Genomic DNA, 22,152 nt, shown 5'->3' with positions numbered 1-22,152 from the left:
ATTGCAGTCCGGACCTTTTTGTATCCGCAGTGCAGGTCAGCTCAGCTGCCCGCTGTTGTTCACCGCTTGGACTTGGCGGCCTGCTTCTTCCGCTGGATCAGGATCTTCTCGTCCACGGGAGCGGCCCCGCTGGCGCGCAGCATGCGCTGGTAGTCCATGGCTTCGTCCTGGCGCTTCTTCTCTGCTCCGGACGCAACTGCGGCGCGCAGGTGCTCGGGGCCGTAGCCAAAAGCATCCACCAGATCCAGGGCGTGCGGGCGGATCTTGGCGAGCAGCCGGTTGATGTACGGGCCGAGGGTGCGCGCGCGCTGGGTGGAGAGGCGTCCGTGCATCAGGTACCAGGACAGGTTCTTTTCGATCAGGCACAGCCCGAACAGATCGCGCATCCAGGTCATCACCTGGCGGGTGCCTTCATCCTCGATGGTGTCCAGAGCCCTCGTGAACGCCTCCCACTGCAGCAGTTCGGCGTGGGCACGCGCAGCTTCGATCAGGGCATGCTGGTTGTCGTTGAAGACGGCCGCTCCCTTTTCCTTGGGCAGCTTGCGGGCCCCGCGCAGGGCGCCGGCAACTTCGGCCACCATGGTGCCCACCCGGTCCGTCAGCAGGTCGTGCTGCGTCTTGGGATCGCGCAAGGCAATAGCGGACTTCTTTTCCGAGCCCGTGTCAGCGAACGCCTGGACCATCTGCCGCAGTCCGGTGCGGTGCACCGTCCGGCCGGTGGCCTGGCCCACGGCGTACCGGGCCAGGACGCCGAAGTCGGCTCCCACGAATTCCTTGGCGTAGTCAGCGAGCAGCCGCTTGGCGACTAGCTGGAGCAGGACGGTGTTGTCGCCCTCGAACGTGGCGTAGACGTCCAGGTCCGCGCGCAGGGATGTCAGTCGGTTTTCGGCCAGGAAGCCGGCGCCGCCGGTGGCCTCGCGCGCTTCCTGCAGCGTGTCCAGGGCATGCCAGGTGGACAGCGACTTCAAACCGGCGGCCAGGGTTTCCAGGTCCTGGCGGTCTTCGTCAGTGTCATGCGCGCCGGAGAAGACGTCGTCGAACTTATGCAGCAGTTCCTCGTGCGCAAAGGCGGCCGCGTACGTGGTGGCCAGGCGCGGCAGGAGCCGGCGCTGGTGCTGCTGGTAGTCCATCAGGACTTCTTCGACAATGTCCGAGGCACCGTTGAACTGGCGGCGTTCGGTGGCGTACTGGACGGCCGTCTTCAGGGCCAGCTTGCTGGCGGCCACTGCCGCGCCGTCCAGGGAAACGCGGCCCTGAACCAGGGTGCCGATCATGGTGAAGAAGCGGCGGCCCGGGCTTTCGATCGGCGAGGTGTACGTGCCGTCGGCCTCCACATTGCCGTAGCGGTTGAGCAGGTTGGTGCGCGGAACACGGACGTTGGAGAAATGCAGCCGGCCGTTGTCGATGCCGTTCAGTCCGCCCTTGACGCCGTCGTCCTCGCCGCCGATGCCGGGCAGGAAGCCGTTGTCGTCCCGCAGTTCAACGTAGAACGCGTGCACTCCGTGGTCCACGCCCTTGGTGATCAGATGGGCGAAGACCACTGCAGCCTTGCCGTGGACTGCGGCGTTGCCGATGTAATCCTTCCAAGCGGCGCGGAAGGGAGTGTTGATAATGAATTCTTCGGTGCCGGCGTCGTATTCGGCGGTGGTGGCAATGCTGGCCACATCGGAACCGTGTCCGGTTTCGGTCATGGCGAAGCAGCCGGGGATTTCCAGGCTCATGATGCCGGGCAGCCACTTTTCATGGTGTTCCTTGGTGCCCAGGTGCATGACGGCGCCGCCGAACAGGCCCCACTGCACGCCGGCCTTGATCTGCAGCGACGGGTCTGCCACCACCAGTTCGCCGAAGCCGGCAACGTTGCCGCCGTGGTTGTCCTCGCCGCCGACGGATACGGGGAAAGCACGGTGCACGGCCCCGGAGTCCGCGAGCACCTTCAGCTGGGTCATGACCCGTTCGCGGTGCTCGGTGTGGGAGAGGCCTGCCGGCGTGTGCAGCTCCTCGCGTCCTGCGAGCGCGCGCGCCTGCACGCGGATGTCCGCCCATTTGCCCAGCAGCAGCCGGCTCAGGGCGTCCACGTCGACGACGGCGTTGTCATCGTCGCGCACGGCAGCGGCGGGGATCTGGCGTTCCGGCTTGGAGACTGTTTGCGTCATTGCGTGTCCTTCTTGTTGTTGTTGTGCCTGTGAATGCTAAGGGCGATGGCGCCCGGTGCCCCTGGAGGGCGGAAGGAAAGCTGTGGTGGGAGCGGCAGCCGGTTCACGCAGGCTCCTGCTCGTAACCGATGCCGTCAAAGAGCCAGGCGGTGAGCTGCCTGGTCATCTCCTCCTCAGTGGGTTTGTCCGGTCCCGGTTCTGTGGCCAGCCAGCGCTCTCCGGCGGCGCGGACCATGCCCAGTGCCGCCGTCGGCCAGAATCCTGCTGCGACGCCGAACTTGGGTGCGGCTGAACCGCTGTCCAGATAGGCGCGCAGGGCGCGCTCCATCATGGCCGCGATGGATTCGAAGAACGAGGAGAGGCTCTTGGCGAACCCCGGTTCCGTGGTCCCCGGCGCCTCCCCGGCGGGCAGGCCGGTGACAAAGCCGTACACGTTGGGGGATGTCTGGGCCATCTGGAGATACGCGGACACCATGGCCTGCAGGCCTGCCCGGGGTGATTCCGCAGTGCGGCCGGCGGCCAGGATCTTGTCCTGCATCTGGGACAGGACCACTTCGCCCATTGCCTGCTGCAGGCCGGCCTTATCGCCGAAGTAACGGTAGTAGACGGACTTAGACGTCCCCGACGCTGCCGCAATTTCCTCCATGGAGGCTCCGGCGCCCAGGGAATGGACCGCCCGCCGTGCGGCTTTGATCAAGGCGCGACGGCGCTCGGCCCGGTGCGTCTCCCATCTCAGGGAACGCCCGTCGGACGGCGCGGGGGCGGAAGGATCCTCTACGGCAGTGTTCACGATACTCAGCGTATCAGGTACGCTGGGTTGCAGTAACTCCCCTCACACTTGCAGCATCTTCCTAGGAGACAACACCATGGCTGTCCAGCCCAAGGCCGAGCCCGCCGCCACCGGCGGCAACACCGCAACACCCGCAGTCCGCAAAGCAGTCGTCATTGGCGGCAACCGCATTCCCTTTGCCCGTTCCGGCGGCAAGTACACCTACAGCTCCAACCAGGACATGCTCACCGCAGCCCTTGACGGACTTGTGGCCCGGTTCGGCCTGCAGGGCGAACGCATCGGCGAAGTGGCCGGCGGCGCTGTCCTGAAGCACTCCCGTGACTTCAATCTGACCCGCGAAGCGGTGCTGGGTTCGGCGCTGTCGCCGGAAACCCCCGCCTACGACGTTCAGCAGGCCTGCGCCACCGGCCTGGAAACGGTCATCAGCCTGGCCAACAAGATCAAGCTGGGCCAGCTGGACTCCGCGATTGCCGGGGGAGCGGACTCCGCCTCCGATGCGCCCATCGCCGTCAGTGAGGGCCTGCGCCGCGCCCTGCTGGATCTGTCCCGCGCCAAGACCGCCAAGCAGAAGCTGGCCGCTGTGGCCAAGATCCGCCCCAAGGACCTGTCCCCGGATGCGCCGTCCACCGGCGAACCGCGCACCGGATTGTCCATGGGCGAGCACCAGGCCCTGACCACCGCTCAGTGGAAGATCACCCGCGAAGCCCAGGATGAGCTGGCTTTCAACAGCCACCGCAACATGGCCGCCGCCTATGACCGGGGGTTCTTCGATGACCTCGTGACGCCGTACCGCGGCCTGGCCAAGGACGCCAACCTGCGTCCGGACACGTCCATGGAGAAGCTGGCCAAGCTGAAGCCCGCCTTCGGACGCAGCCTGGGCGATGAAGCCACCATGACCGCCGGAAACTCCACCCCGCTGACCGACGGCGCGTCCGTGGTCCTGCTGGGTTCCGAGGACTTCGCCCGGGAGCACGACCTGCCCATGCTGGCCAACATTGTTGACGCCGAGGCCGGCGCCGTGGACTTTGTGCACGGTAAGGACGGCCTGCTGATGGCCCCGGCCTTCGCGGTGCCCCGCCTGCTGGCCCGCAACGGCCTCACCCTTGACGACTTTGACTTCTTTGAGATCCACGAAGCCTTCGCCGGCACCGTGCTCTCCACCCTGGCTGCCTGGGAGGACGACGAGTTCTGCCGCACGCGGCTGGGCCTGGAAGGACCGCTGGGAACGGTGGACCGCAGCAAGCTCAACGTCAACGGTTCTTCGCTGGCGGCCGGCCACCCGTTCGCAGCCACCGGCGGACGCATTGTCGCCTCGCTGGCCAAGATGCTGCATGAGAAGGGCTCCGGACGCGGCCTGATTTCCATTTGTGCCGCCGGCGGCCAGGGCCTCGTAGCGATCCTGGAGGCACGCTGATCATGACTGATACCTACTTGAACCTCGTTAACAACGGCATCACCAAGGAACTGGCCAAAAAGCTGGGGCTTCCCCGCCCGAGCGTCCTGCGCCGCTTCGACCCCAGCAAGCCGCTGGTCCCCGGACCGGTTCTGGTCCTGGGCAAGGGCGAGGCAGCCGATGAGCTCGCGCAGCTGGTGCTGGGCTGGAACCTGGACGTGCGCCGCCATGCCACGCCCAAGGAAAAGCTGGGAGCAATCCTGCTGGTGCTGGACACCGCAGCTGCCCCCGAAGACCTGGGCGACGCAACCCTGGCTGCCGGCGCGGCACTGCGCGACCTGGCCGCCGGCGGACGCGTGGTCACCGTGTCCCGTCCCGCCTCCGAGGCCCAGGAGCCCGAGGCCGCCGCCGCCCGCCAGGGCGTTGACGGACTGCTGCGCTCCATTGCCCATGAGCTGCGCGGCGGTGCCACCGCCAACGGCATCGTGCTGGCCAACGGGGTGCCCGCCTCGGCCCCCGGCACCGCAGCAGCCCTGCGGTTCCTGCTGTCCGGCCGCAGCGCCTACGTCAGCGGCCAGTTCATCACCGTCGGTTCAGACGCCGGCACGCTGCCCGCGGATTGGAATGCCCCGCTGGCCGGCAAGGTCGCCGTCGTAACCGGCGCAGCGCGCGGCATCGGTGCGGCAATTGCCCGCACCCTGCACCGCGACGGTGCCAGGGTCATTGTGGTGGACGTCCCGGCCGCCGGGGAGCAGCTGGCCAAGGTTGCCAACGACATCTCCGGCACCGCACTGCAGGTGGACATCACCCGCGACGACGCCGGCGAGCGCATTCTGGCCCACGCCGCCGAGCGCTACGGACGCCTGGACATTGTCATCCACAACGCCGGCATCACGCGCGACAAGCTGCTGGCCAACATGGATGAATCCCGCTGGCAGTCGGTCATTGCCGTGAACATTGCCTCACAGCTGAAGATGAACCGCACCCTGCTGGCTTCGGACACCTTCAGCCAGGCCGGCCGCATTGTGTCGCTGGCGTCCACCAGCGGCATTGCCGGCAACCGCGGCCAGACCAATTACGCCGCCTCCAAGGGCGGCGTGATCGGCATGGTGCGGGCTACGGCGCCGCTGCTGGCCCCCCGCGGAGGATCCATCAACGCCGTCGCGCCCGGTTTCATCGAGACGGACATGACCGCGGCCATCCCGGTCCTTACCCGGCAGGTAGCCCGCCGCCTGAGCAGCCTGCAGCAGGGCGGCCTGCCGATCGACGTGGCGGAAACCATTGCCTTCCTGGCATCGGATGCCGCTGCCGGAGTCAACGGCCAGGTTGTCCGGGTCTGCGGCCAGAACATGGTGGGCGCATGACCGACACCGAGCTCAGCGAGATCCCGGCCCTGGGAAAGCTCTACGTCGGCGCGGTGGGCTCCGCTGCCAGGGCGCGGCTGTCCTCGTCCGCCGCTCCGCAGACGCTTCCCGACGACCGGCACACCGTCCGGAGTGCACGCGTGGAGCTGGAGCGGCTCGCGGACTTCCAGCGCCTGGTTCTGCACAGCGCCTCCGACTACCTGCCGTCAGGCTATGTGCACACCTTCGCGTTCCCGGTGGCCATGAGCCTGATGGCCCGGGAGGACTTCCCGCTGCCGCTGCTGGGCATGGTCCATCTCAGCAACAGCGTCCGGCACCTGCGGCCGATCCATTACACCGAGCCGCTCACGGTCACCGCCTGGGCGGAAAACCTGAGGGGACACCGCACCGGGACACAGGTGGACCTGATCGCCGAGGTCGAGTCCGCGACCTCCGGGGAAGTCGTGTGGCACGGCCGGTCCACCTACCTGGCCAAGGGCGTGTTCCTGCCCCGGTTCGACCGTCCGAATACGAACGCGGCCCGGCCGGACTTTGTTCCGCCCCAGCCCACGGCCCAATGGCGGCTCGGTGCGGACGCCGGACGCAGCTATGCGGCTGTCTCCGGTGATTTCAACCCGATCCACCTCAGCCGCCTTTCGGCAAAGGCGTTGGGAATGAAGAAGTCGCTGGCCCACGGCATGTATCTGGCCTCGCGGGTGGTGGGGGACATTGTGGCGAGCCGCCCGGAGCCGTACGAGTGGACCATCGACTTTGACTCCCCGGTGTTCCTCCCGGCAACGGTCTCCCTGTCGATTTCGGATACGGAGACGCCGGACGGGTATGCCGGCTCCACCTTCGTGGGGTGGAACGGCCGTTCCCGCCGCCGGCACTTTGCCGGTACGGTGCAGCCTCTGGCCTGCTAGTGTGCCCTCATGACTGAACCGGAGCTGCTCGTTGCCGCCAAGGACCTGGATGCAGCGGATCCACTGGCCGCCTTCCAGGACCTTTTCCTGGAAGCCGACGGCGTGTTGTCCTACCTGGACGGCAACTCGCTGGGGCGGCCGCTGCGGGCCACTGCGGAACACCTTCAGGGATTTGTCCGGGAGCAGTGGGGCAGCCGCCTCATCCGCGGCTGGGACGAATCCTGGCTGGACCTGCCCCAGCGCATCGGCGATGCACTGGGTGCTGCAGCACTGGGCGCCGCGGCGGGCCAGTGCACCGTGGCCGACTCCACCACTGTCCTGCTCTACAAGCTCGCCCGCGCCGCCGTTGCCGCACGGCCGGGGCGGACGGAGATTGTCCTGGACGCGGACAACTTCCCCACGGACCGGTATGTCATGGAAGGCATAGCGCAGGAGTGCGGGCTCACCCTGCGCTGGGTTCCTACGGAGTACGACGGCGGTGTCACGGCTGAGGTGGTAGCCGACGCCGTGGGGCCCCAGACGGCCTTGGCGGTCTTCAGCCACGTCGCTTACCGTTCCGGGTATCTTGCGGACGCGGAAGCCGTGACAAGGGTGGTCCACGCCGCCGGCGGGCTGGTCCTGTGGGACCTGTGCCATTCGGCGGGGGCGGTCCCCGCGCAGCTGGATGCCTGGAACGTGGACTACGCCGTGGGCTGCAGCTACAAATACCTCAATGGCGGTCCGGGCGCTCCGGCGTGGGCCTATGTGGCATCCCGGCACCAACAGGAGTTCGCCCAGCCCATTCAGGGCTGGCTCGGCAGTGCGGACCCGTTTGGCATGGCACAGGGCTATACTCCGGCCGCCGGCATCCGCCGGGTGGTCTCCGGCACCCCTCCGGTGCTGGGCATGCTGCCCATGCAGGACATGATTACCCTGATCGCCGAGGCGGGAATCGATGCCGTGCGGGCAAAATCGGTGGCTCTGACGGAGTACGCGCTCACTGCCGTGGACGCCCTGCTGGCGCCGTACGGCGTCGTCGTTGCCTCTCCGAGGGACCCGGCCCGGCGCGGCAGCCACATCACCATTGACCACCCGTCCTTCAGGGCGGTCACGGCGGCCCTGTGGGAGCAGGGCATCATTCCCGATTACCGCAATCCCTCGGGAATCCGGCTGGGTCTTTCTCCGCTGTCCACGTCGTTTGAAGAAACGTTCAAGGGGATCGACGCCATACTGGTGCAGCTCCGGAGCTAGGTTTTCCGCCCCCCGGGGGCCCAAATTGACAATGGTGCCCCGCCGGGAGCCATAATGTTAGCGCTCACACACATTTGTGATCCACTTCTCATTCGGCCAGATGGGTCCGCAGAGAGAAGCTATTGCCGCTTCGAAGATCCGGCAACTCCCCGTTAGACAGAGACGTCCATCGAAAGGGCTCCCTCGTGAAAATCCGTAAACTCCTCCTCAGCCTGACGGCAGGAATCCTCGCCGTCTCAGTAGCAGGCTGCGGCGGTTCCGGCCGTGGCGGCGCTGATGCCGGCTCCGACGAATCCGGCGACAACGCCGGATCCCTCGTGGGCATCGCCATGCCCACCAAGACTTCCGAACGCTGGATCAAGGACGGCGACGCCATCAAGGCTTCGCTCGAAGACCTCGGCTATGAAACGACGCTGGAATACGCCGACGACGACATCCCCACCCAGGTGCAGCAGGTCTCCAACATGATCACCAAGGGCGCCAAGGTCCTGGTGGTTGCTGCCATCGACGGCACCGCACTCAGCGACCAGCTCGACAACGCAGCTGCCGCAGGCATCAAGGTCATCGCCTACGACCGCCTGATCACGGGCAACGAAAACGTGGACTACTACACCACGTTCGACAACTACACCGTGGGCGTCCAGCAGGCCACCTCGCTGCTGACCGGCCTGGGAATCCTCGACGCCGAGGGCAAGGACAACGGCGCAGCGGAGCCGAAGAACATTGAACTGTTCGCCGGCAGCCCCGATGACAACAACGCCAACTTCTTCTACGACGGCGCCATGGACACCCTGAAGCCCTACATCGACAAGGGCACCCTGGTGGTCAAGAGCGGCCAGACCGAATTCACCCAGATTGCGACCCTGCGCTGGGATCCTGCCACCGCCCAGAAGCGCATGCAGAACCTCATTGCCAGCACCTACTCCGGCGGCGAAAAAGTTGACGGCGTGCTGTCCCCGTACGACGGCATCTCGCTGGGCATCATTTCGGCCCTGACCGGATCCGGCTACGCGGCGGATGCCCTGCCCGTCATCACCGGCCAGGATGCCGAAGCAGCCTCGGTGAAGTCGATCATGGACAGCCAGCAGTACTCCACCATCTTCAAGGACACCCGCAAGCTCGGCGAGCAGGCCGTTGCCATGGTCGATGACATCCTCAATGACAAAGATCCCGAGGTCAACGACACGGAAACCTATGACAACAAGGTCAAGATTGTTCCGACCTACCTGCTGGATCCGGTAGTCGTCACCAAGGACAACTACGAGGAAGTCCTCGTCGAAAGCGGCTACTACGAAGCCTCAGACCTGAAGTAATTCCGACCACCGCGGTGTTCCGGGGCGGCAGCCAGTGCTGCTGCCCCGGAACCCCGCCGGCAAGGACACGAACGTGAACGAAAATATTCTTTCCATGCGGGGAATCACCAAGACATTCCCCGGGGTCAAGGCGCTTCAGGATGTCTCGCTGGACGTGCGGCAGGGGCATGTACATGCCATCTGCGGTGAAAACGGAGCCGGCAAATCAACGCTGATGAAGGTGCTCTCCGGGGTCTACCCCGCAGGGACCTACGAGGGCGAAATCCTGCTGGAGGGTGAGCTGCAGGAATACCGGGACATCAAGGACTCCGAAGCGGCCGGCGTGGTGATCATTCACCAGGAACTGGCGCTGAGCCCTTTCCTATCCATCGCGGAGAACATCTACCTGGGCAACGAGCAGTCCAGGGGCGGTTTCATCGACTGGCACCGCACCAACCTGGAAGCCGCCAAGCTCCTGGAACGGGTGGGTCTTTCCGAGAACCCCGCCACCCGGATCCAGGACATCGGAGTGGGCAAGCAGCAGCTGGTGGAGATCGCCAAGGCCCTCTCCAAGCGGGTTAAGCTCCTGATTCTGGATGAGCCCACCGCCGCGCTGAATGACGAGGATTCCGAGCACCTGCTGGGCCTGATCAAGGACCTGCGCCGGGACGGCATCACCTGCATCATCATCAGCCACAAGCTCAACGAGATCAAAGCCATCGCCGACGCCGTCACCATCATCCGGGACGGCCGCACGATTGAAACGCTCGACATGCACGCTGACGACGTGTCCGAAGAGCGCATCATCCGCGGCATGGTGGGCCGGGACCTGGACAGCAGGTACCCCGAGCACACCTCCGTCGTAGGCGAGGAAGTCCTTCGCATTGAGGACTGGACCGTGCACCACCCGCTGGACCGTTCCCGCCGGGTCGTCTCAGAGGCCAATCTCTATGTCCGGGCCGGGGAGATCGTTGGCATCGCAGGGCTGATGGGCGCCGGCCGCACCGAGCTGGCCATGAGCGTCTTTGGCCACAGCTACGGCCACAACATCAGCGGACGGGTGTACAAGAACGGCCGCGAAGTCACCATGAACAACGTGGGCCAGGCCATCCAGCACGGATTGGCCTATGCCACGGAGGACCGCAAGCGGTACGGGCTGAACCTCATTGAGGACATCAAGCGCAACATTTCAATGTCCGGACTCGGCAAGCTGTCCGTCCGCGGCTGGGTGGACCCCTACCGGGAGCATCTGACAGCGGAGAAGTACCGCAGCAGCATGAACATCAAGGCACCTTCAGTGGCCGCGCTGACCGGGAAGCTCTCCGGCGGAAACCAGCAAAAGGTGGTGCTGTCCAAATGGATCCACACCAATCCGGATGTCCTGATCCTCGATGAACCCACGCGCGGCATTGACGTAGGCGCCAAGTACGAGATTTACACCATCATCAACGAGCTGGCAGACCAGGGTAAGGCCGTCATCGTCATTTCCTCGGAACTGCCGGAACTGCTGGGAATCTGCGATCGCATCTACACCCTCGCCGAGGGACGCATCACTGCCGATGTCCCGCGCGAAAAGGCGAGCGCCGAATACCTCATGCAGTACATGACCCGCGACGCCAGGACTCCTGCCTCCGCGACAGACAAGGAAAGCCAATGAGCACTCTCACTGATCAGGGATCGTCCACGGGCGCGCCCCCCTCGAACCGCCCGCAAGGGATGCTGGGCTCGGCCCTGAACTACCTGACCGGGCAGCTTCGCCAGGTGGGGCTGTTCATCGCGCTCATCGCGATCATCATCTTCTTCCAGATCACCACCAACGGGATCACCCTGGCCCCGATCAACGTATCCAACCTGATCATCCAGAACAGCTACATCCTGATCCTCGCGGTGGGCATGGTGCTCGTCATTATTGCCGGGCACATTGATCTCTCCGTCGGCTCGGTGGTCGCTTTCACCGGTGCCGCCGCCGGCGTCATGATTACCCAGTGGGGCCTGCCCTGGTGGCTGGCAGCGGTCCTGTGCCTGGTTCTCGGAGCCGTCGTGGGTGCCTGGCAGGGCTTCTGGGTCGCGTATTTCGGCATTCCGGCGTTTATTGTGACGCTGGCCGGCATGCTGACCTTCCGCGGACTGACGCAGATAGTCCTGCAGAACAAGCAGATCTCGCCCTTCCCCGACCAGTTCCGTGACCTGGGCAGTGGATTCCTGCCCGACCTGGGCGGCGGAACAAGCTTCCTGGAACCGCTGACCGTCATCATCGGCGTCCTCTCGGCCGCCGCATTGGTGGGCTCGGGCATCCGCCAGCGGATGATCCGCCGGCGCCACCAGCTGGTCGATGAGCCGATGCCCTGGTTCGCAGCCAAGCTGGTCCTCACCGCCGCACTGGTCCTGTACATCACCTACCTGCTGGCCAGCTACCGCGGAATGCCCATTGTGCTTGTCATCCTGGGCCTGCTGACGGTCGGCTACTCTGCGGTCATGAACCGCAGCGTATGGGGCCGGCACATCTACGCCATGGGCGGTAACCTGCACGCCGCTGAGCTCTCCGGCATCAACACCAAGCGGACCACGTTCACCGTCTTCATCAACATGGGTGTGCTCGCCGCACTGGCCGGCCTGGTCTTCACCGCGCAGCTGAACCTTGCCAGCCCCAAGGCCGGCGACGGGTTTGAACTGGATGCCATCGCCGCCGTCTTCATCGGCGGTGCGGCTGTCACCGGCGGTATCGGCCGAGTCACCGGTGCCATTATCGGCGGTCTGATCATCGGCATCCTGAACAACGGCATGTCGATCATGGGTGTTGGTACCGAGTACCAGCAGCTCATCAAGGGCATGGTGCTTCTGGCGGCCGTCGCCTTCGACGTCTTCAACAAGCGCCGCGGATCCACTTCCATTACGTAAGCGCGGCTCGCCCCTGACATGCCTGTGGCCGGCACCCGATGATTCGGGTGCCGGCCACAGGCATTTACTGTGCCGGCGGCACAAAGTCCGCGCGGTGAGGCGAAAGCTAGGAGTTGGCCTTCACTGCCAGGACCGGGCAGTCTGCCTGCAGCAGCACCCGCTGCGCGGTGCTGCCCAGGAGCATTTTGCCCACGGGGGTGCGGCGGCGCAGTCCGAGGACAATCAGCTGGACCTGCGGGTCCTGCGAGGCGGTGAGGATCTCCTCAGCGGGATCGTAGTCACCCTCGGGGTGGACCAGCCGGTAATCCGTTCCGGATGCCTGCAGCTCCAGTTCAAGGGCCTGCAGGGCGGCGTTGTTTGCCTCCTCCTGCTCCTGGTGGTGCAGCCCGTGGTGCGTGGCGGCCACATTGACGATTACAAGTGAAGTGGACAGTACTGCTGCCTCCCGGCGTGCGGCCGACAGGGCGGCGCTGCCCTCCGGGGTGGGCAGAAAACCGACGACGATGCTCATGATGCTCCTGACATGGGAAAGGGAAACGGGAGGAAGGGACTAGCCCCGGAGTTCTTCAGCATCCGAGAACCGGGTCCGCTTGGCACGGACGGCGCGGTTCCAGAACCAGGTGAGGGCCCACAGCAGCAGGCCGAGGACCAGGAGCAGGCCGGCAATCTGGTATTCGATCGGGTCCTGCGCCCAGGGTCCCAGGAGGAAAGCACAGCTGAACACGCCAACATAGGGAAGGAATCCGGGCGACCGGAAGTACTTGCCCTCGTGCGGAGTGCGGCGGAGGACCAGGCAGGCAATGTTCACCACGGTAAACACGGCCAGCAGCAGCAGGGCAGTGGTGCCGCCAAGCGCCGTGACGGTTTCCTTGCCCATGAAGTTGGTGACGAGAGTAATCAGTCCCAGTGCAATCACGGTGGTGAACAGAATGGAGGCCCACGGCGTGCGGCGGCCGGGAAGCACCTTGGACAGGGAGCGGGGGAGCACATCCTGCTTTGCCATGCCATAGAGAAGGCGGCTGGCCATCAGCATGTTGATGAGCGCCGTGTTGGCCACGGCAAAGATCGAGAGGAACGGATAGATGACATCCACAGGGAGGTTGGGCGCACCGGCGCGGACAACCTCCAGCAGCGGTGTGGCACTTTCGGACAGCTGGCCCACCGGGACAATGGCTACGGCGGCGATTGAGACCAGCAGGTACACGACCAGTGTGATGCTCAGCCCCGTCAGCATGACCTTGGGGAAAATCTTTGCCGGATCCCGTGTCTCCTCCGCCATATTGACGGAATCTTCGAATCCAACCATGGAAAAGAATGCCAGGGACGTGGTTGCGGTCAGCGCCAGGAAGATACTCTTGCTGCCCTCCGTCTCAAAGACCATCACGCGGGAGAAATCAACGTTCCCCTGGCCCATGGCCCAGAAACCGATCAGGATAACGATCAAAAGACCGGTGAGCTCGATAATCGTCAGCACCACATTGAACTTGATGCTTTCCCCCACGCCGCGAAGATTGATCAGGGCGAGGATGAGCATGAAGATCACAGCCACCCAGGTAACTCCGGTCTGGCCCCACTCCAGGTCGAACCCGACAATGAAGTTCTCGGCGAGGAACTTGGCAGCCGTTGACGCGGACGTAATGCCCGAACACAGCACGGCAAAGGTCACAAGGAAGGTGACGAAGTGGATTCCAAACGCCTTATGGGCATAAAGCGCGGCGCCGGCCGCCTGCGGAAACTTCGTGACCAATTCCAAGTAGGACAGGGCAGTGATGGTGGCGACGACGAACGCCAGGAGGATGGGTGCCCAGGCGGCGCCGCCTATCTCGCCGGCCACCTGACCGGTCAGCGCATAGACGCCGGTTCCCAGAATGTCGCCGACAATGAAAAGCAACAGGAGCTTGGTCCCCATCACCCGCTTGAGTTCTGGCTCTTCCGAGCTGGTCTTCGTCTCGCTCATGGCGGCTTTCCTGCTTTCTGGTATCCACAAAGGCGGCATGGTCCGGGTTCCCTGAACAATGGTTCCGCTCCGTGCCCGGTATTGTCTTCTCTGCCCAACGGCAAATCAATGTTACGGGATCTGCGGGTTTGACGGTCCTGCGGGCGCCGCCAACGTCCTCGGCCGGCTCAGTGCTGTTCCTCGGTTCCATGCGGTTCTTCGGTTCCGCGTATTACCCGTACCGAAACAATGCGGCGGCGCTGAAGGGTGAGTACCTCCAGCCGGCATCCCGGAGCCTGGACAATATCCCCGGGCCGGGCAATCCGGCCCAGCCTTTCCATAATGTAGCCGCCCACAGTTTCGTATTGTCCTTCCGGAAGGTCAATGCCGGTCAACCGCGCAAACTCCTGCAGGATCAGTGCCCCGTCAATGACCAGATCTCCGCTCACCCGGCGGTGCCGGTCTTCGGGGTCCCTGGAGATGTCGTACTCGTCGTAAATCTCTCCGACAAGTTCCTCCACCAGGTCCTCCAAAGTGACTATGCCGTCCGTTCCGCCGTATTCATCGGCAACCACCGCAATGTGGCTGCCGTCCCTGCGCATGCGGGACAGCGAGGGAACCACCGCAGCCGTGCCCGGAAGAAAGAGGATGGGGCGGGCAATGTCGCCGAGCGTGCGCGCCCGGCCGCCGCGGCCGCCGTCGTCATCCCGCTCCCGCAGCAGGTCCCGGACATGGACGAAGCCGACGACGTCGTCGGGGGAGTCTCCGATCACCGGATACCGGGAGTACGGCAGCAGGTGCACGGCTGCCCGGGCCTGTTCCACGGTCAGGTCCGCAGCGAGGAACTGTACCTCCGGACGGGGGCGCATCACCTCCTGCAGCAGGCGGCTGCCCGCGCCGAAGACATCGGAAAGGATCCGGCGGCTGTCTTCGGCCAGGACCGGACTTGCCGCGACCATGTCCCAGAGCTCCTGTGAAGTCACCGGCGGCGTTTTGACCGACGGGTCTCCGCCCAGCAGCCGCACTACCGCATCCGTGGAGACGGACAGCAGCTTGATCACCGGTCGCATGACGACGGCGAAGGCGTTCAGCGGAGGCGCGAGGAGGCGGGTGAAGCGTTCGGCGTTCTGCATGGCCAGCCGCTTGGGCACCAGCTCGCCCAAAACAAGGGAAAGGTAGGCCACAGCAAGGGTCAGGAGGATAAACGCCGTCGCATCAGCGGCGGCTGCGGACAGGCCAAGGCCGCGCAGCAGGGGAGCCGCTGCGGGCGCCAGTGCGGAGGCGCCGTACGCGGCGGAAAAAAACCCCGAAAGCGTCACCCCTATTTGAATGGATGAAAGGAAAAGGTTGGGGTTTCGGGCCAGGGCCGCAATCTTGGCTCCGCCGGTGCCGGACGCCTCAATGGAACTGATCTGACTCTCCCGCAGTGAAACCAGGGCCATTTCCGTCCCGGCGAACACTCCGCCCAGCAAAACAAAGAACACTACGAGCAACACATTGAAGAGCGTTCCGCCGTCCATAGGCCGAGGGTACCGGCGCAGCGTCTGCTCTGACAGAGACGGGGAGGCAGGGAGAAGGAGGCGGCAGGATTTGCTGTAATAAAAGTCACATATAGCGATTGCCTTCCGCGCCGGCGGCCGGGACAACAAAAAACCCCGGAATCCAATGGATTCCGGGGTTTCATTGTGCGCGGAGGGGGACTTGAACCCCCACCCTCGTTAGAGGACTAGCACCTCAAGCTAGCGCGTCTGCCATTCCGCCACCCGCGCTTGGGTGTTTCCCGCAAGCTCTTCAGTCGTTCAAAAGCTGCGGAAGCAACGGGAAAAACTCTAACACGGTTTTGGCCGCAACCGTAAATCGGCGCTGGTCAGGCCTCCGGTGGCTAGGCTGTCAGCAATAACTTCGAAGGAGAAACATGTCGGATTCCACTGCCCGCGCGGTAACTGCCGAAGATGAAGTCACCCGGATCTGCCAGGAGCTCATCCGCTTTGACACCTCCAACTTCGGGGACGGCTCCGGCCCGGGGGAGCGGGCAGCTGCGGAGTACACGGCAGGACTGATCGAGGAAGCCGGCCTGCAGGCGGACCTCTTCGAGTCCGCCCCGGGCCGTGCGTCGGTGGTAACACGGATGGAAGGCAGCGATTCCTCCCTGCCCGCCCTCGTGGTCCACGGCCATCTGGACGTGGTCCCTGCCCAGAAGCAGGACTGGTCCGTTGATCCGTTCAGCGGCGAAGAACGCGACGGCCTGATTTGGGGGCGCGGCGCCGTGGACATGAAGGACATGGACGCCATGATCCTGTCGGTCATGCGGGACATGGCCCGCTCGGGCACCAAACCCCGCCGGGACCTCATCTTTGCTTTCTTTGCCGATGAGGAGGCCGGCGGCGATTATGGTGCAAGCTGGGCGGTGGAGAACCGCCGTGACCTGTTCGACGGCGCCGCGGAGGCCATCTCGGAGGTGGGCGGATTCTCCGCCACCATCGGCGGAAAACGCACATACCTGCTGCAGACCGCTGAAAAGGGCATCTCCTGGCTGCGCCTCGCGGCCCACGGCCGCGCCGGCCACGGCTCACAGATCAACACCGACAACGCCGTCACCCGGCTGGCCCGCGCAGTCGCCACCATCGGCGAATACCCGTGGCCCATTGAACTCACCGACACCACCCGTGCGTTCCTGGACGGCGTCACGGAGCTCACCGGCGTGGAGTTTGATCCGCAGAACCCCGAGCGGCTGCTGGCGGAACTGGGCACGGTGGCCCGTTTTGTGGGCGCCACCCTGCAGAACACCTCCAATCCCTCGGTGCTCAAGGCCGGCTACAAGCACAACGTCATCCCCGGCACCGCCGAGGCGCTGATTGACGTCCGGACTCTTCCGGGGCAGGAAGAGCAGGTCCTGGCCATCATTAAGAACCTGGCCGGGCCGGGCATCGACGTCAGCTACGAGCACAAGGACGTGTCCCTGGAGGTTCCCTTCAAGGGCAACCTCGTGGATTCCATGATCGGTGCACTGCAGGCCGAGGACCCCGGTGCCCCGGTCCTGCCGTACACGCTCTCCGGCGGCACCGACAACAAGTCCCTGAGCCGCCTGGGCATCACCGGATACGGCTTTGCACCGCTGCGGCTTCCCGAGGACCTGGACTTCACCGGCATGTTCCACGGCGTGGATGAGCGTGTGCCGGTGGATTCCCTGAAGTTCGGAACCCGGGTCCTCTCCAGACTGCTGACCGGTTACTGAGCCACCAACATCCCCAGTCCGGAAAGGCACTGCGCATGAATGTTTCCGATGTCCTCACCCCCGACCTGCTGGAGCGCCTGCGCAGCCGGGCGGCCGGCTACGACCGGGACAACAGGTTCTTTGCCGAAGATCTTGAGGACCTGCGCAGCGCCGGCTATCTGGCGCTGTTCACCCCGGCGGATGCCGGCGGTGCCGGCTTCACCATCCCGCAGGTGGTCCAAAGCCAGCGCCTGCTGGCAACCGCCGCCCCCGCCACCGCACTGGCCATCAACATGCACCAGGTGTGGTGCGGGGTGGCCCACCTGCTGGCACTGCGCGGGGATCACAGCCTGGACTTCATCCTCAACGATGCAGCCGGCGGCGAGCTGTATGCCTTCGGAATTTCAGAGCCGGGCAATCCCGCCGTCCTCTTTGATTCCCACACCGCGGCGCAGCCGCAGGGGAACGGCTCCTACGCCTTCACGGGAACCAAGATCTTCACGAGCCTCTCGCCGGCGTGGACCCGGCTGGGGATCTTCGGCCGCGACGACTCCGTGCCGGACGAGCCGCGCCTGGTCTTCGGCTTCGCCCCGCGCGGAACCGCAGGCATCACCGTCAGGGATGACTGGAACACCATGGGCATGCGGGCCAGCCAGTCCTGCACCACGGTCCTGGACCATGCGGTCCTTGAGCCCGCCCAACTGGTCCGCAGCACTCCGGTGGGGCCGCACAGCGACGCCTTTGTGTTCGGCATCTTCGCACTCTTCGAAACCCTGCTCTCGGCCGTGTACACCGGAATAGGGGACCGCGCCGTCGAACTCGCGGTGGAGGCGGCGCAGCAGCGCACGACGGCGGCCGGCAGCGGCGGAGCCCAGGATCCCAACATCCGGTGGAAGGTGGCGGATGCGGCTATCCGGATGGACGGGATCCATCCCCAGCTCGAAGCGATGGCGCGTGACCTGGAAGAGGGTGCTGACCACGGAAACCTGTGGTTCCCCCGGCTGTCCTCGCTGAAGTACCGGACCACCGAAACCGCGCGTTCAGTGGTGGAAACCGCGGTCCGCGTGGCAGGGGGCAGAAGCTACTCAAAGGGGGCGGAGCTGGAGCGCCTGTACCGCGATGTCCTCGCCGGAATGTTCCATCCGTCCAGCGAAGACTCGGTGCACGCTTCGGTGGCCAATGCGTGGCTGGGGCCGCTGACAGAGCAGGACGGCTGACAGAGCAGGACGGCTAGGCCAGCCGGCTCGGGCCGGCCGGGTCCGCCCGGCTGGCTAGACGGTGCGGTGTACCCGCATGATCCGCCTGCGCAGCCAGAAGCGGCGGGCGCCGCCGCGGTAGAGACGGCTGCGGTGCAGCTCCCATTTTCCGTATTCAGCATGTTCCCTGATGATCCTGCGGGCCTCGGAGACCGGATCTCCGGGGTTCACGGACACCACCAGGTACTCGTAGTCCCGGGTGTTTTCGTCTGGCCGGCGTATCCCCGGCCGAAGAATTTGTTCGCGCATGTCCCTCCAATTTTGCTCACTTTACCGCTAACGTCTAGGGCATGAGCATAGATCCGCACGTGGCGCTCCAATCCCTGATGGCCGCACTCGAAGAGCACCTGACGGCGGCGGCGCAACGCCGCGGGGACAAGGATCCGGTGGTGGAAGCGGCCTATCTGGCCGTCGCGGATGCCTTTGAGGTCTATGAAGAGGTCCTGTACGACGCCTACGGCGAGGTCACGCCGCTGGAGATCTACGAAGACGACGACGACGAGTTTGACGACGGGTTCGAGGAACCGGCACAGGGCGCAGGGGAGCGCTCCTCCGAAGTGCAGCCCGGGCAGTAACTGCAGACGCTGATTCCCTGCCTCCGCCCCTGCGGCGGTGCACGGTGAGTCCCGGCCCGTGGCCTAGAGTATTTCCTTGTGAATTGGTTTGAAGCACTTTTCCTCGGCCTTATTCAGGGCCTGACCGAATTTCTCCCTATCTCCTCCAGCGCCCATCTGCGTATTGTCGGTGAGCTGCTGCCCGGTGCCCAGGACCCGGGAGCGGCCTTTACCGCCATAACGCAGCTCGGCACCGAAACGGCCGTGGCCGTCTATTTCTGGAAGGACATAGTCCGAATCGTCAAGGCGTGGTTTGCGTCCCTGGCCGGACGGATTCCGCGCAATGATCCGGATGCCCGCATGGGCTGGCTGATCATAATCGGCACCCTGCCGATCGTCATTCTCGGCCTGCTCTTCCAGGACCAGATTGAGAGCACGCTGCGCAGCCTCTGGATCGTGGCGACCATGCTGATCGTCTTCGGCATCATCCTCGCTGTCGCGGACAGGGTCGGCAAGCAGCAGCGCAGCTTGGACCAGCTCACCTACAAGCACGGCATCCTGTACGGCTTCGCCCAGGCCCTGGCGCTGATCCCCGGTGTCAGCCGCTCCGGCGGAACGATCACCGCCGGCCTGTTCATGGGGTACACCCGTGAGGCCGCGGCCCGCTACGCCTTCCTGCTGGCCATCCCCGCCGTCTTCGGCAGCGGCTTGTTCCAGCTGGTGAAGTCATTGGACGAGCCGATGGTTTACGGCGGCCTGGAGACTGCCGGGGCCACCCTGGTTGCCTTCATTGTGGGATTCATCATCATCGGATGGTTCCTGCGGTACGTCTCCAGCCGCAGCTACAGCCTGTTTGTCTGGTACCGCATTCTTCTCGGCGTCGTGATTTACGTGCTGCTGGGCATGGGCGTGCTGGAAGCCTAGGAACGGAAAGTAGAGTTGAACCTGTGATTGCGTGGAAAAACTCCCCCCTGCCCGTCCTGCCCGGAGAATCTCCGGAATTGGTCCTCTTCGACACGGCGCTGCAGAGCACCGTTCCGGTTCGTCCCGGCGGTGAGGCGAGCCTTTATGTCTGCGGCATCACCCCGTACGACGCCACGCACATGGGCCATGCGTCCACCTACGTGGCCTTTGACCTGCTGAACCGTCAGTGGCGGGATTCCAGCAACACCGTCCGCTATGTACAGAACGTGACGGACATCGATGATCCGCTGCTCGAACGTGCCAATGCCCGGGGACTGGACTGGCGGGAACTGGCTCTGGAGCAGACCCAGCTTTTCCGCGATGACATGGAAGCCCTCAACGTTCTCGCTCCGGACCACTACGTCGGCGCCGTGGAAGCCATCGAGTGGATCGTTCCCGTGGTGGAGGATCTGCTGCGCCGCGGGCTCGCGTACCGCGTCCCCGGCCAGGGCACAGAACCCGACGGCGACGTCTACTTCTCCGTGGATGCCGCCTCCCGGCTGGACCCGGAGGACCCCCGCGCATGGCGGCTGGGCAGCGTCTCCGGCCTGACCGCCGACCAGATGCTTCCCGTCTTCGCCGAACGCGGCGGCGACCCCCGGCGCCCGGGCAAGCGCAACGCCCTGGACCCGCTGCTGTGGCGCGTGCAGCGCACCGGCGAGCCTTTCTGGGACGGCGCTTCGCTGGGGGCAGGCCGGCCGGGATGGCATATCGAATGTTCGGTGATTGCCCAGCGCTTCCTGCCCGCACCCTTCACCGTGCAGGCCGGTGGTTCCGACCTCGTCTTCCCCCACCACGAAATGAGCGCCGGGCACGCCTACGCCTGCTCCGGAAGCCCGCTGGCCCGGCACTATGCCCACGCCGGCATGGTGGGCCTGGACGGGGAGAAGATGAGCAAGTCCCTGGGCAACCTTGTCCTCGTGTCGGAACTGCGCAGCCGCGGCACCGATCCCGCAGCAATCCGAGCCGCCCTGCTCAGCCACCACTACCGCACCGACTGGTTCTGGACTGCCGAGCAGCTCACCGCCGCCGAGGAGCGCCTCGCGCGCTGGCGCCGGGCACTTCCCCTGACGGGCCGGGCACAGGCCGAGCAGCTGCTCGCTGCCGTTCGGACCGCGCTGGCCGATGACCTCGACGCACCGGCCGCCCTGGCCGCCGCTGATGCCTGGGCACTCTCGGCGACCGAACAGCCGGGCAAGGATGCCGACGGCGGCGACCTGGCTGCGGCCGCAGTGGACGCCCTGCTGGGCATCAGGCTTTAGTCGCGCCGGCGGCGTTTCAAATAACGCTCAAACTCACGGGCAATTGATTCGCCGCTGGCCTCGGGCAGTTCCGCTGTGTCCTTGGCCTCTTCAAGCTGGCGCACGTAAGCGGCGATCTCCGGATCTTCAGTGGCCAGCTCATCCACGCCGCGCTCCCATGCATCGGCTTCCTCGGTGAGCAGCGCGGTGTCCAGCGGAGCCTGCAGCAGCTCCTCAATCCGGTGGAGCAGGGAAAGCTGTGCTTTGGGTGAAGGGGAGTGCCCCACGTAGTGCGGCACGGCTGCCCACAGGGAGACCGAAGGAATATCGGCCAGGCTGGCCATTTCGGCGAGCACACCCACAATCCCGATCGGCCCCTCATAGGTTGAGGACTCCACCCTGAGTTCCTCGCGCAGGTCACTGTCCTCGCAGGTAACCGTCACGGGAATGGGACGGGTGTGCGGAACATCCGCAAGCAGGGCGCCGGCCAGGACTATGCAGTCCACGTCCAGCTCCTTGGCCAGCGCAATCAGCTCCGCGGTGTAGGCACGCCACTTATAGGACGGTTCCACTCCGGACACGAAGATCACGTCCAGATTACTGTTGGGGACCTCCGCCCGGGAGATCCGGGTGGTGGGCCACTTGATCCTTTTTTCACCGGTGGCCAGCCGCTCAATGACGGGTCGGGTGAACTGGAAATCGTAATACTCGTCGGCGTTGAGGCTGGCGATTTTTTCGCTTTCCCAAAACATATCCAGGAATTTAACGGCATCGCTGGCAGCCTCACCGGCGTCGTTCCAGCCTTCAAAGGCCGCCAGCATGACAGTCGTGCGCTCTGTTGAGCCGCCAAAATAATCCTGGAGGCCCACGGGCGGGGTTTCGTCGGTATTGCTCACCTCCTCACCCTATGTCCAGCACGCGGCGTTGTCAGGACTGCGCCGAGACCTACGCCAAGAGCAAAACAAA

19 protein-coding genes and 1 tRNA gene are annotated in these 22,152 nt (G+C 65.0%); 12 read left to right on the top strand and 8 right to left on the bottom strand.

The window, feature by feature from the left end:
* Positions 1-59: 59 nt before the first annotated feature.
* Together AC4D2W_RS03340 and AC4D2W_RS03335 are read right to left on the bottom strand one after the other, a co-directional pair.
* On the bottom strand, positions 60-2,153 hold the full coding sequence (locus AC4D2W_RS03340; protein ID WP_490925483.1) for an acyl-CoA dehydrogenase family protein: 2,094 nt from the start codon (positions 2,151-2,153) through the stop codon (positions 60-62).
* A gap of 103 nt (positions 2,154-2,256) precedes the next feature.
* A complete protein-coding gene (locus AC4D2W_RS03335) occupies positions 2,257-2,943 on the bottom strand; it encodes a TetR/AcrR family transcriptional regulator (protein WP_490925482.1) in 687 nt (228 codons plus the stop codon).
* Between the two features lie 76 nt (positions 2,944-3,019).
* Between AC4D2W_RS03335 and AC4D2W_RS03330 the strand changes: the two genes are divergently transcribed.
* The 7 genes from AC4D2W_RS03330 (at position 3,020) to mmsB (ending at position 12,022) form a co-directional block, all read left to right on the top strand.
* A complete protein-coding gene (locus AC4D2W_RS03330; protein ID WP_490925481.1) occupies positions 3,020-4,357 on the top strand; it encodes an acetyl-CoA C-acetyltransferase in 1,338 nt (445 codons plus the stop codon).
* A gap of 2 nt (positions 4,358-4,359) precedes the next feature.
* Positions 4,360-5,700: a 3-oxoacyl-ACP reductase gene (locus tag AC4D2W_RS03325; RefSeq protein WP_490925480.1), complete on the top strand. Its 1,341-nt coding sequence runs from the start codon at positions 4,360-4,362 to the stop codon at positions 5,698-5,700.
* Entirely contained in the window at positions 5,697-6,602 is a 906-nt protein-coding gene (locus AC4D2W_RS03320) for a MaoC/PaaZ C-terminal domain-containing protein (RefSeq protein WP_490925479.1), read from the top strand. Before AC4D2W_RS03325 ends, AC4D2W_RS03320 begins: the two co-directional genes overlap by 4 nt.
* Positions 6,603-6,611: 9 nt before the next feature.
* Positions 6,612-7,832, top strand: coding sequence for a kynureninase (locus AC4D2W_RS03315; RefSeq protein WP_490925478.1), 1,221 nt, complete (start codon positions 6,612-6,614; stop codon positions 7,830-7,832).
* A 185-nt stretch (positions 7,833-8,017) separates the two neighbouring features.
* Positions 8,018-9,145 carry a multiple monosaccharide ABC transporter substrate-binding protein gene (gene chvE, locus AC4D2W_RS03310; RefSeq protein ID WP_490925477.1) on the top strand — a complete coding sequence of 376 codons (1,128 nt, stop codon included), beginning with the start codon at positions 8,018-8,020 and terminating at the stop codon, positions 9,143-9,145.
* Positions 9,146-9,239: 94 nt separating this feature from the next.
* Positions 9,240-10,781, top strand: a complete 1,542-nt coding sequence (gene mmsA, locus AC4D2W_RS03305; RefSeq protein ID WP_490926009.1) for a multiple monosaccharide ABC transporter ATP-binding protein — start codon at positions 9,240-9,242, stop codon at positions 10,779-10,781.
* 59 nt (positions 10,782-10,840) lie between these two features.
* Positions 10,841-12,022, top strand: a complete 1,182-nt coding sequence (gene mmsB, locus AC4D2W_RS03300; RefSeq protein ID WP_490926008.1) for a multiple monosaccharide ABC transporter permease — start codon at positions 10,841-10,843, stop codon at positions 12,020-12,022.
* 106 nt (positions 12,023-12,128) lie between these two features.
* Here the strand turns inward: mmsB and AC4D2W_RS03295 are convergent, their stop codons facing one another.
* The 4 genes from AC4D2W_RS03295 to AC4D2W_RS03280 all read right to left on the bottom strand — a co-directional run bounded on the left by AC4D2W_RS03295 (position 12,129) and on the right by AC4D2W_RS03280 (position 15,727).
* Entirely contained in the window at positions 12,129-12,533 is a 405-nt protein-coding gene (locus AC4D2W_RS03295; protein ID WP_490925476.1) for a universal stress protein, read from the bottom strand.
* 39 nt (positions 12,534-12,572) lie between these two features.
* On the bottom strand, positions 12,573-13,979 hold the full coding sequence (locus tag AC4D2W_RS03290) for an APC family permease (RefSeq protein ID WP_490925475.1): 1,407 nt from the start codon (positions 13,977-13,979) through the stop codon (positions 12,573-12,575).
* A gap of 167 nt (positions 13,980-14,146) precedes the next feature.
* Positions 14,147-15,478 (bottom strand): hemolysin family protein, encoded by a 1,332-nt coding sequence (locus tag AC4D2W_RS03285; protein WP_490925474.1) that lies wholly within the window; start codon positions 15,476-15,478, stop codon positions 14,147-14,149.
* 166 nt (positions 15,479-15,644) lie between these two features.
* Positions 15,645-15,727 (bottom strand) — tRNA-Leu (locus tag AC4D2W_RS03280).
* 146 nt (positions 15,728-15,873) lie between these two features.
* On the opposite strand from AC4D2W_RS03280, the gene AC4D2W_RS03275 reads away from it, so the two are divergent.
* Complete coding sequence (locus tag AC4D2W_RS03275; protein WP_490925473.1) at positions 15,874-17,193, top strand: M20/M25/M40 family metallo-hydrolase; 1,320 nt, start codon at positions 15,874-15,876, stop codon at positions 17,191-17,193.
* 35 nt (positions 17,194-17,228) lie between these two features.
* Positions 17,229-18,389 (top strand): acyl-CoA dehydrogenase family protein, encoded by a 1,161-nt coding sequence (locus tag AC4D2W_RS03270; RefSeq protein WP_490925472.1) that lies wholly within the window; start codon positions 17,229-17,231, stop codon positions 18,387-18,389.
* A gap of 54 nt (positions 18,390-18,443) precedes the next feature.
* Here the strand turns inward: AC4D2W_RS03270 and AC4D2W_RS03265 are convergent, their stop codons facing one another.
* Positions 18,444-18,677: a DUF5703 family protein gene (locus tag AC4D2W_RS03265; RefSeq protein ID WP_490925471.1), complete on the bottom strand. Its 234-nt coding sequence runs from the start codon at positions 18,675-18,677 to the stop codon at positions 18,444-18,446.
* Positions 18,678-18,718: 41 nt separating this feature from the next.
* Here AC4D2W_RS03265 and AC4D2W_RS03260 point away from each other — a divergent pair, with 41 nt between their 5' ends.
* The 3 genes from AC4D2W_RS03260 (at position 18,719) to mshC (ending at position 21,207) form a co-directional block, all read left to right on the top strand.
* On the top strand, positions 18,719-19,003 hold the full coding sequence (locus tag AC4D2W_RS03260; RefSeq protein ID WP_490925470.1) for a hypothetical protein: 285 nt from the start codon (positions 18,719-18,721) through the stop codon (positions 19,001-19,003).
* 78 nt (positions 19,004-19,081) lie between these two features.
* Positions 19,082-19,906 (top strand): undecaprenyl-diphosphate phosphatase, encoded by an 825-nt coding sequence (locus tag AC4D2W_RS03255; RefSeq protein ID WP_490925469.1) that lies wholly within the window; start codon positions 19,082-19,084, stop codon positions 19,904-19,906.
* Positions 19,907-19,929: 23 nt separating this feature from the next.
* Positions 19,930-21,207: a cysteine--1-D-myo-inosityl 2-amino-2-deoxy-alpha-D-glucopyranoside ligase gene (gene mshC, locus AC4D2W_RS03250; protein ID WP_490925468.1), complete on the top strand. Its 1,278-nt coding sequence runs from the start codon at positions 19,930-19,932 to the stop codon at positions 21,205-21,207.
* Here mshC and AC4D2W_RS03245 read toward each other — a convergent pair.
* A complete protein-coding gene (locus tag AC4D2W_RS03245) occupies positions 21,204-22,082 on the bottom strand; it encodes a PAC2 family protein (RefSeq protein ID WP_490925467.1) in 879 nt (292 codons plus the stop codon). The two genes, mshC and AC4D2W_RS03245, sit on opposite strands and share 4 nt — an antisense overlap.
* Positions 22,083-22,152: the final 70 nt, after the last annotated feature.

It is taken from the genome of Arthrobacter sp. TJ-58 (assembly GCF_058269295.1).
This window is presented reverse-complemented; position numbering and strand designations above follow the sequence as displayed.

Bases quoted from the DNA above. Each gene is read 5' to 3' on its own strand.
- AC4D2W_RS03260 (WP_490925470.1), top strand. From the start codon at position 18,719: ATGAGCATAGATCCGCACGTGGCGCTCCAATCCCTGATGGCCGCACTC.
- AC4D2W_RS03285 (WP_490925474.1), bottom strand. From the start codon at position 15,478: ATGGACGGCGGAACGCTCTTCAATGTGTTGCTCGTAGTGTTCTTTGTT.
- AC4D2W_RS03290 (WP_490925475.1), bottom strand. From the start codon at position 13,979: ATGAGCGAGACGAAGACCAGCTCGGAAGAGCCAGAACTCAAGCGGGTG.
- AC4D2W_RS03295 (WP_490925476.1), bottom strand. From the start codon at position 12,533: ATGAGCATCGTCGTCGGTTTTCTGCCCACCCCGGAGGGCAGCGCCGCC.
- AC4D2W_RS03330 (WP_490925481.1), top strand. From the start codon at position 3,020: ATGGCTGTCCAGCCCAAGGCCGAGCCCGCCGCCACCGGCGGCAACACC.
- AC4D2W_RS03340 (WP_490925483.1), bottom strand. From the start codon at position 2,153: ATGACGCAAACAGTCTCCAAGCCGGAACGCCAGATCCCCGCCGCTGCC.
- mmsA (WP_490926009.1), top strand. From the start codon at position 9,240: ATGCGGGGAATCACCAAGACATTCCCCGGGGTCAAGGCGCTTCAGGAT.
- AC4D2W_RS03265 (WP_490925471.1), bottom strand. From the start codon at position 18,677: ATGCGCGAACAAATTCTTCGGCCGGGGATACGCCGGCCAGACGAAAAC.
- AC4D2W_RS03270 (WP_490925472.1), top strand. From the start codon at position 17,229: ATGAATGTTTCCGATGTCCTCACCCCCGACCTGCTGGAGCGCCTGCGC.
- AC4D2W_RS03275 (WP_490925473.1), top strand. From the start codon at position 15,874: ATGTCGGATTCCACTGCCCGCGCGGTAACTGCCGAAGATGAAGTCACC.
- mmsB (WP_490926008.1), top strand. From the start codon at position 10,841: ATGCTGGGCTCGGCCCTGAACTACCTGACCGGGCAGCTTCGCCAGGTG.
- AC4D2W_RS03320 (WP_490925479.1), top strand. From the start codon at position 5,697: ATGACCGACACCGAGCTCAGCGAGATCCCGGCCCTGGGAAAGCTCTAC.
- AC4D2W_RS03325 (WP_490925480.1), top strand. From the start codon at position 4,360: ATGACTGATACCTACTTGAACCTCGTTAACAACGGCATCACCAAGGAA.
- AC4D2W_RS03315 (WP_490925478.1), top strand. From the start codon at position 6,612: ATGACTGAACCGGAGCTGCTCGTTGCCGCCAAGGACCTGGATGCAGCG.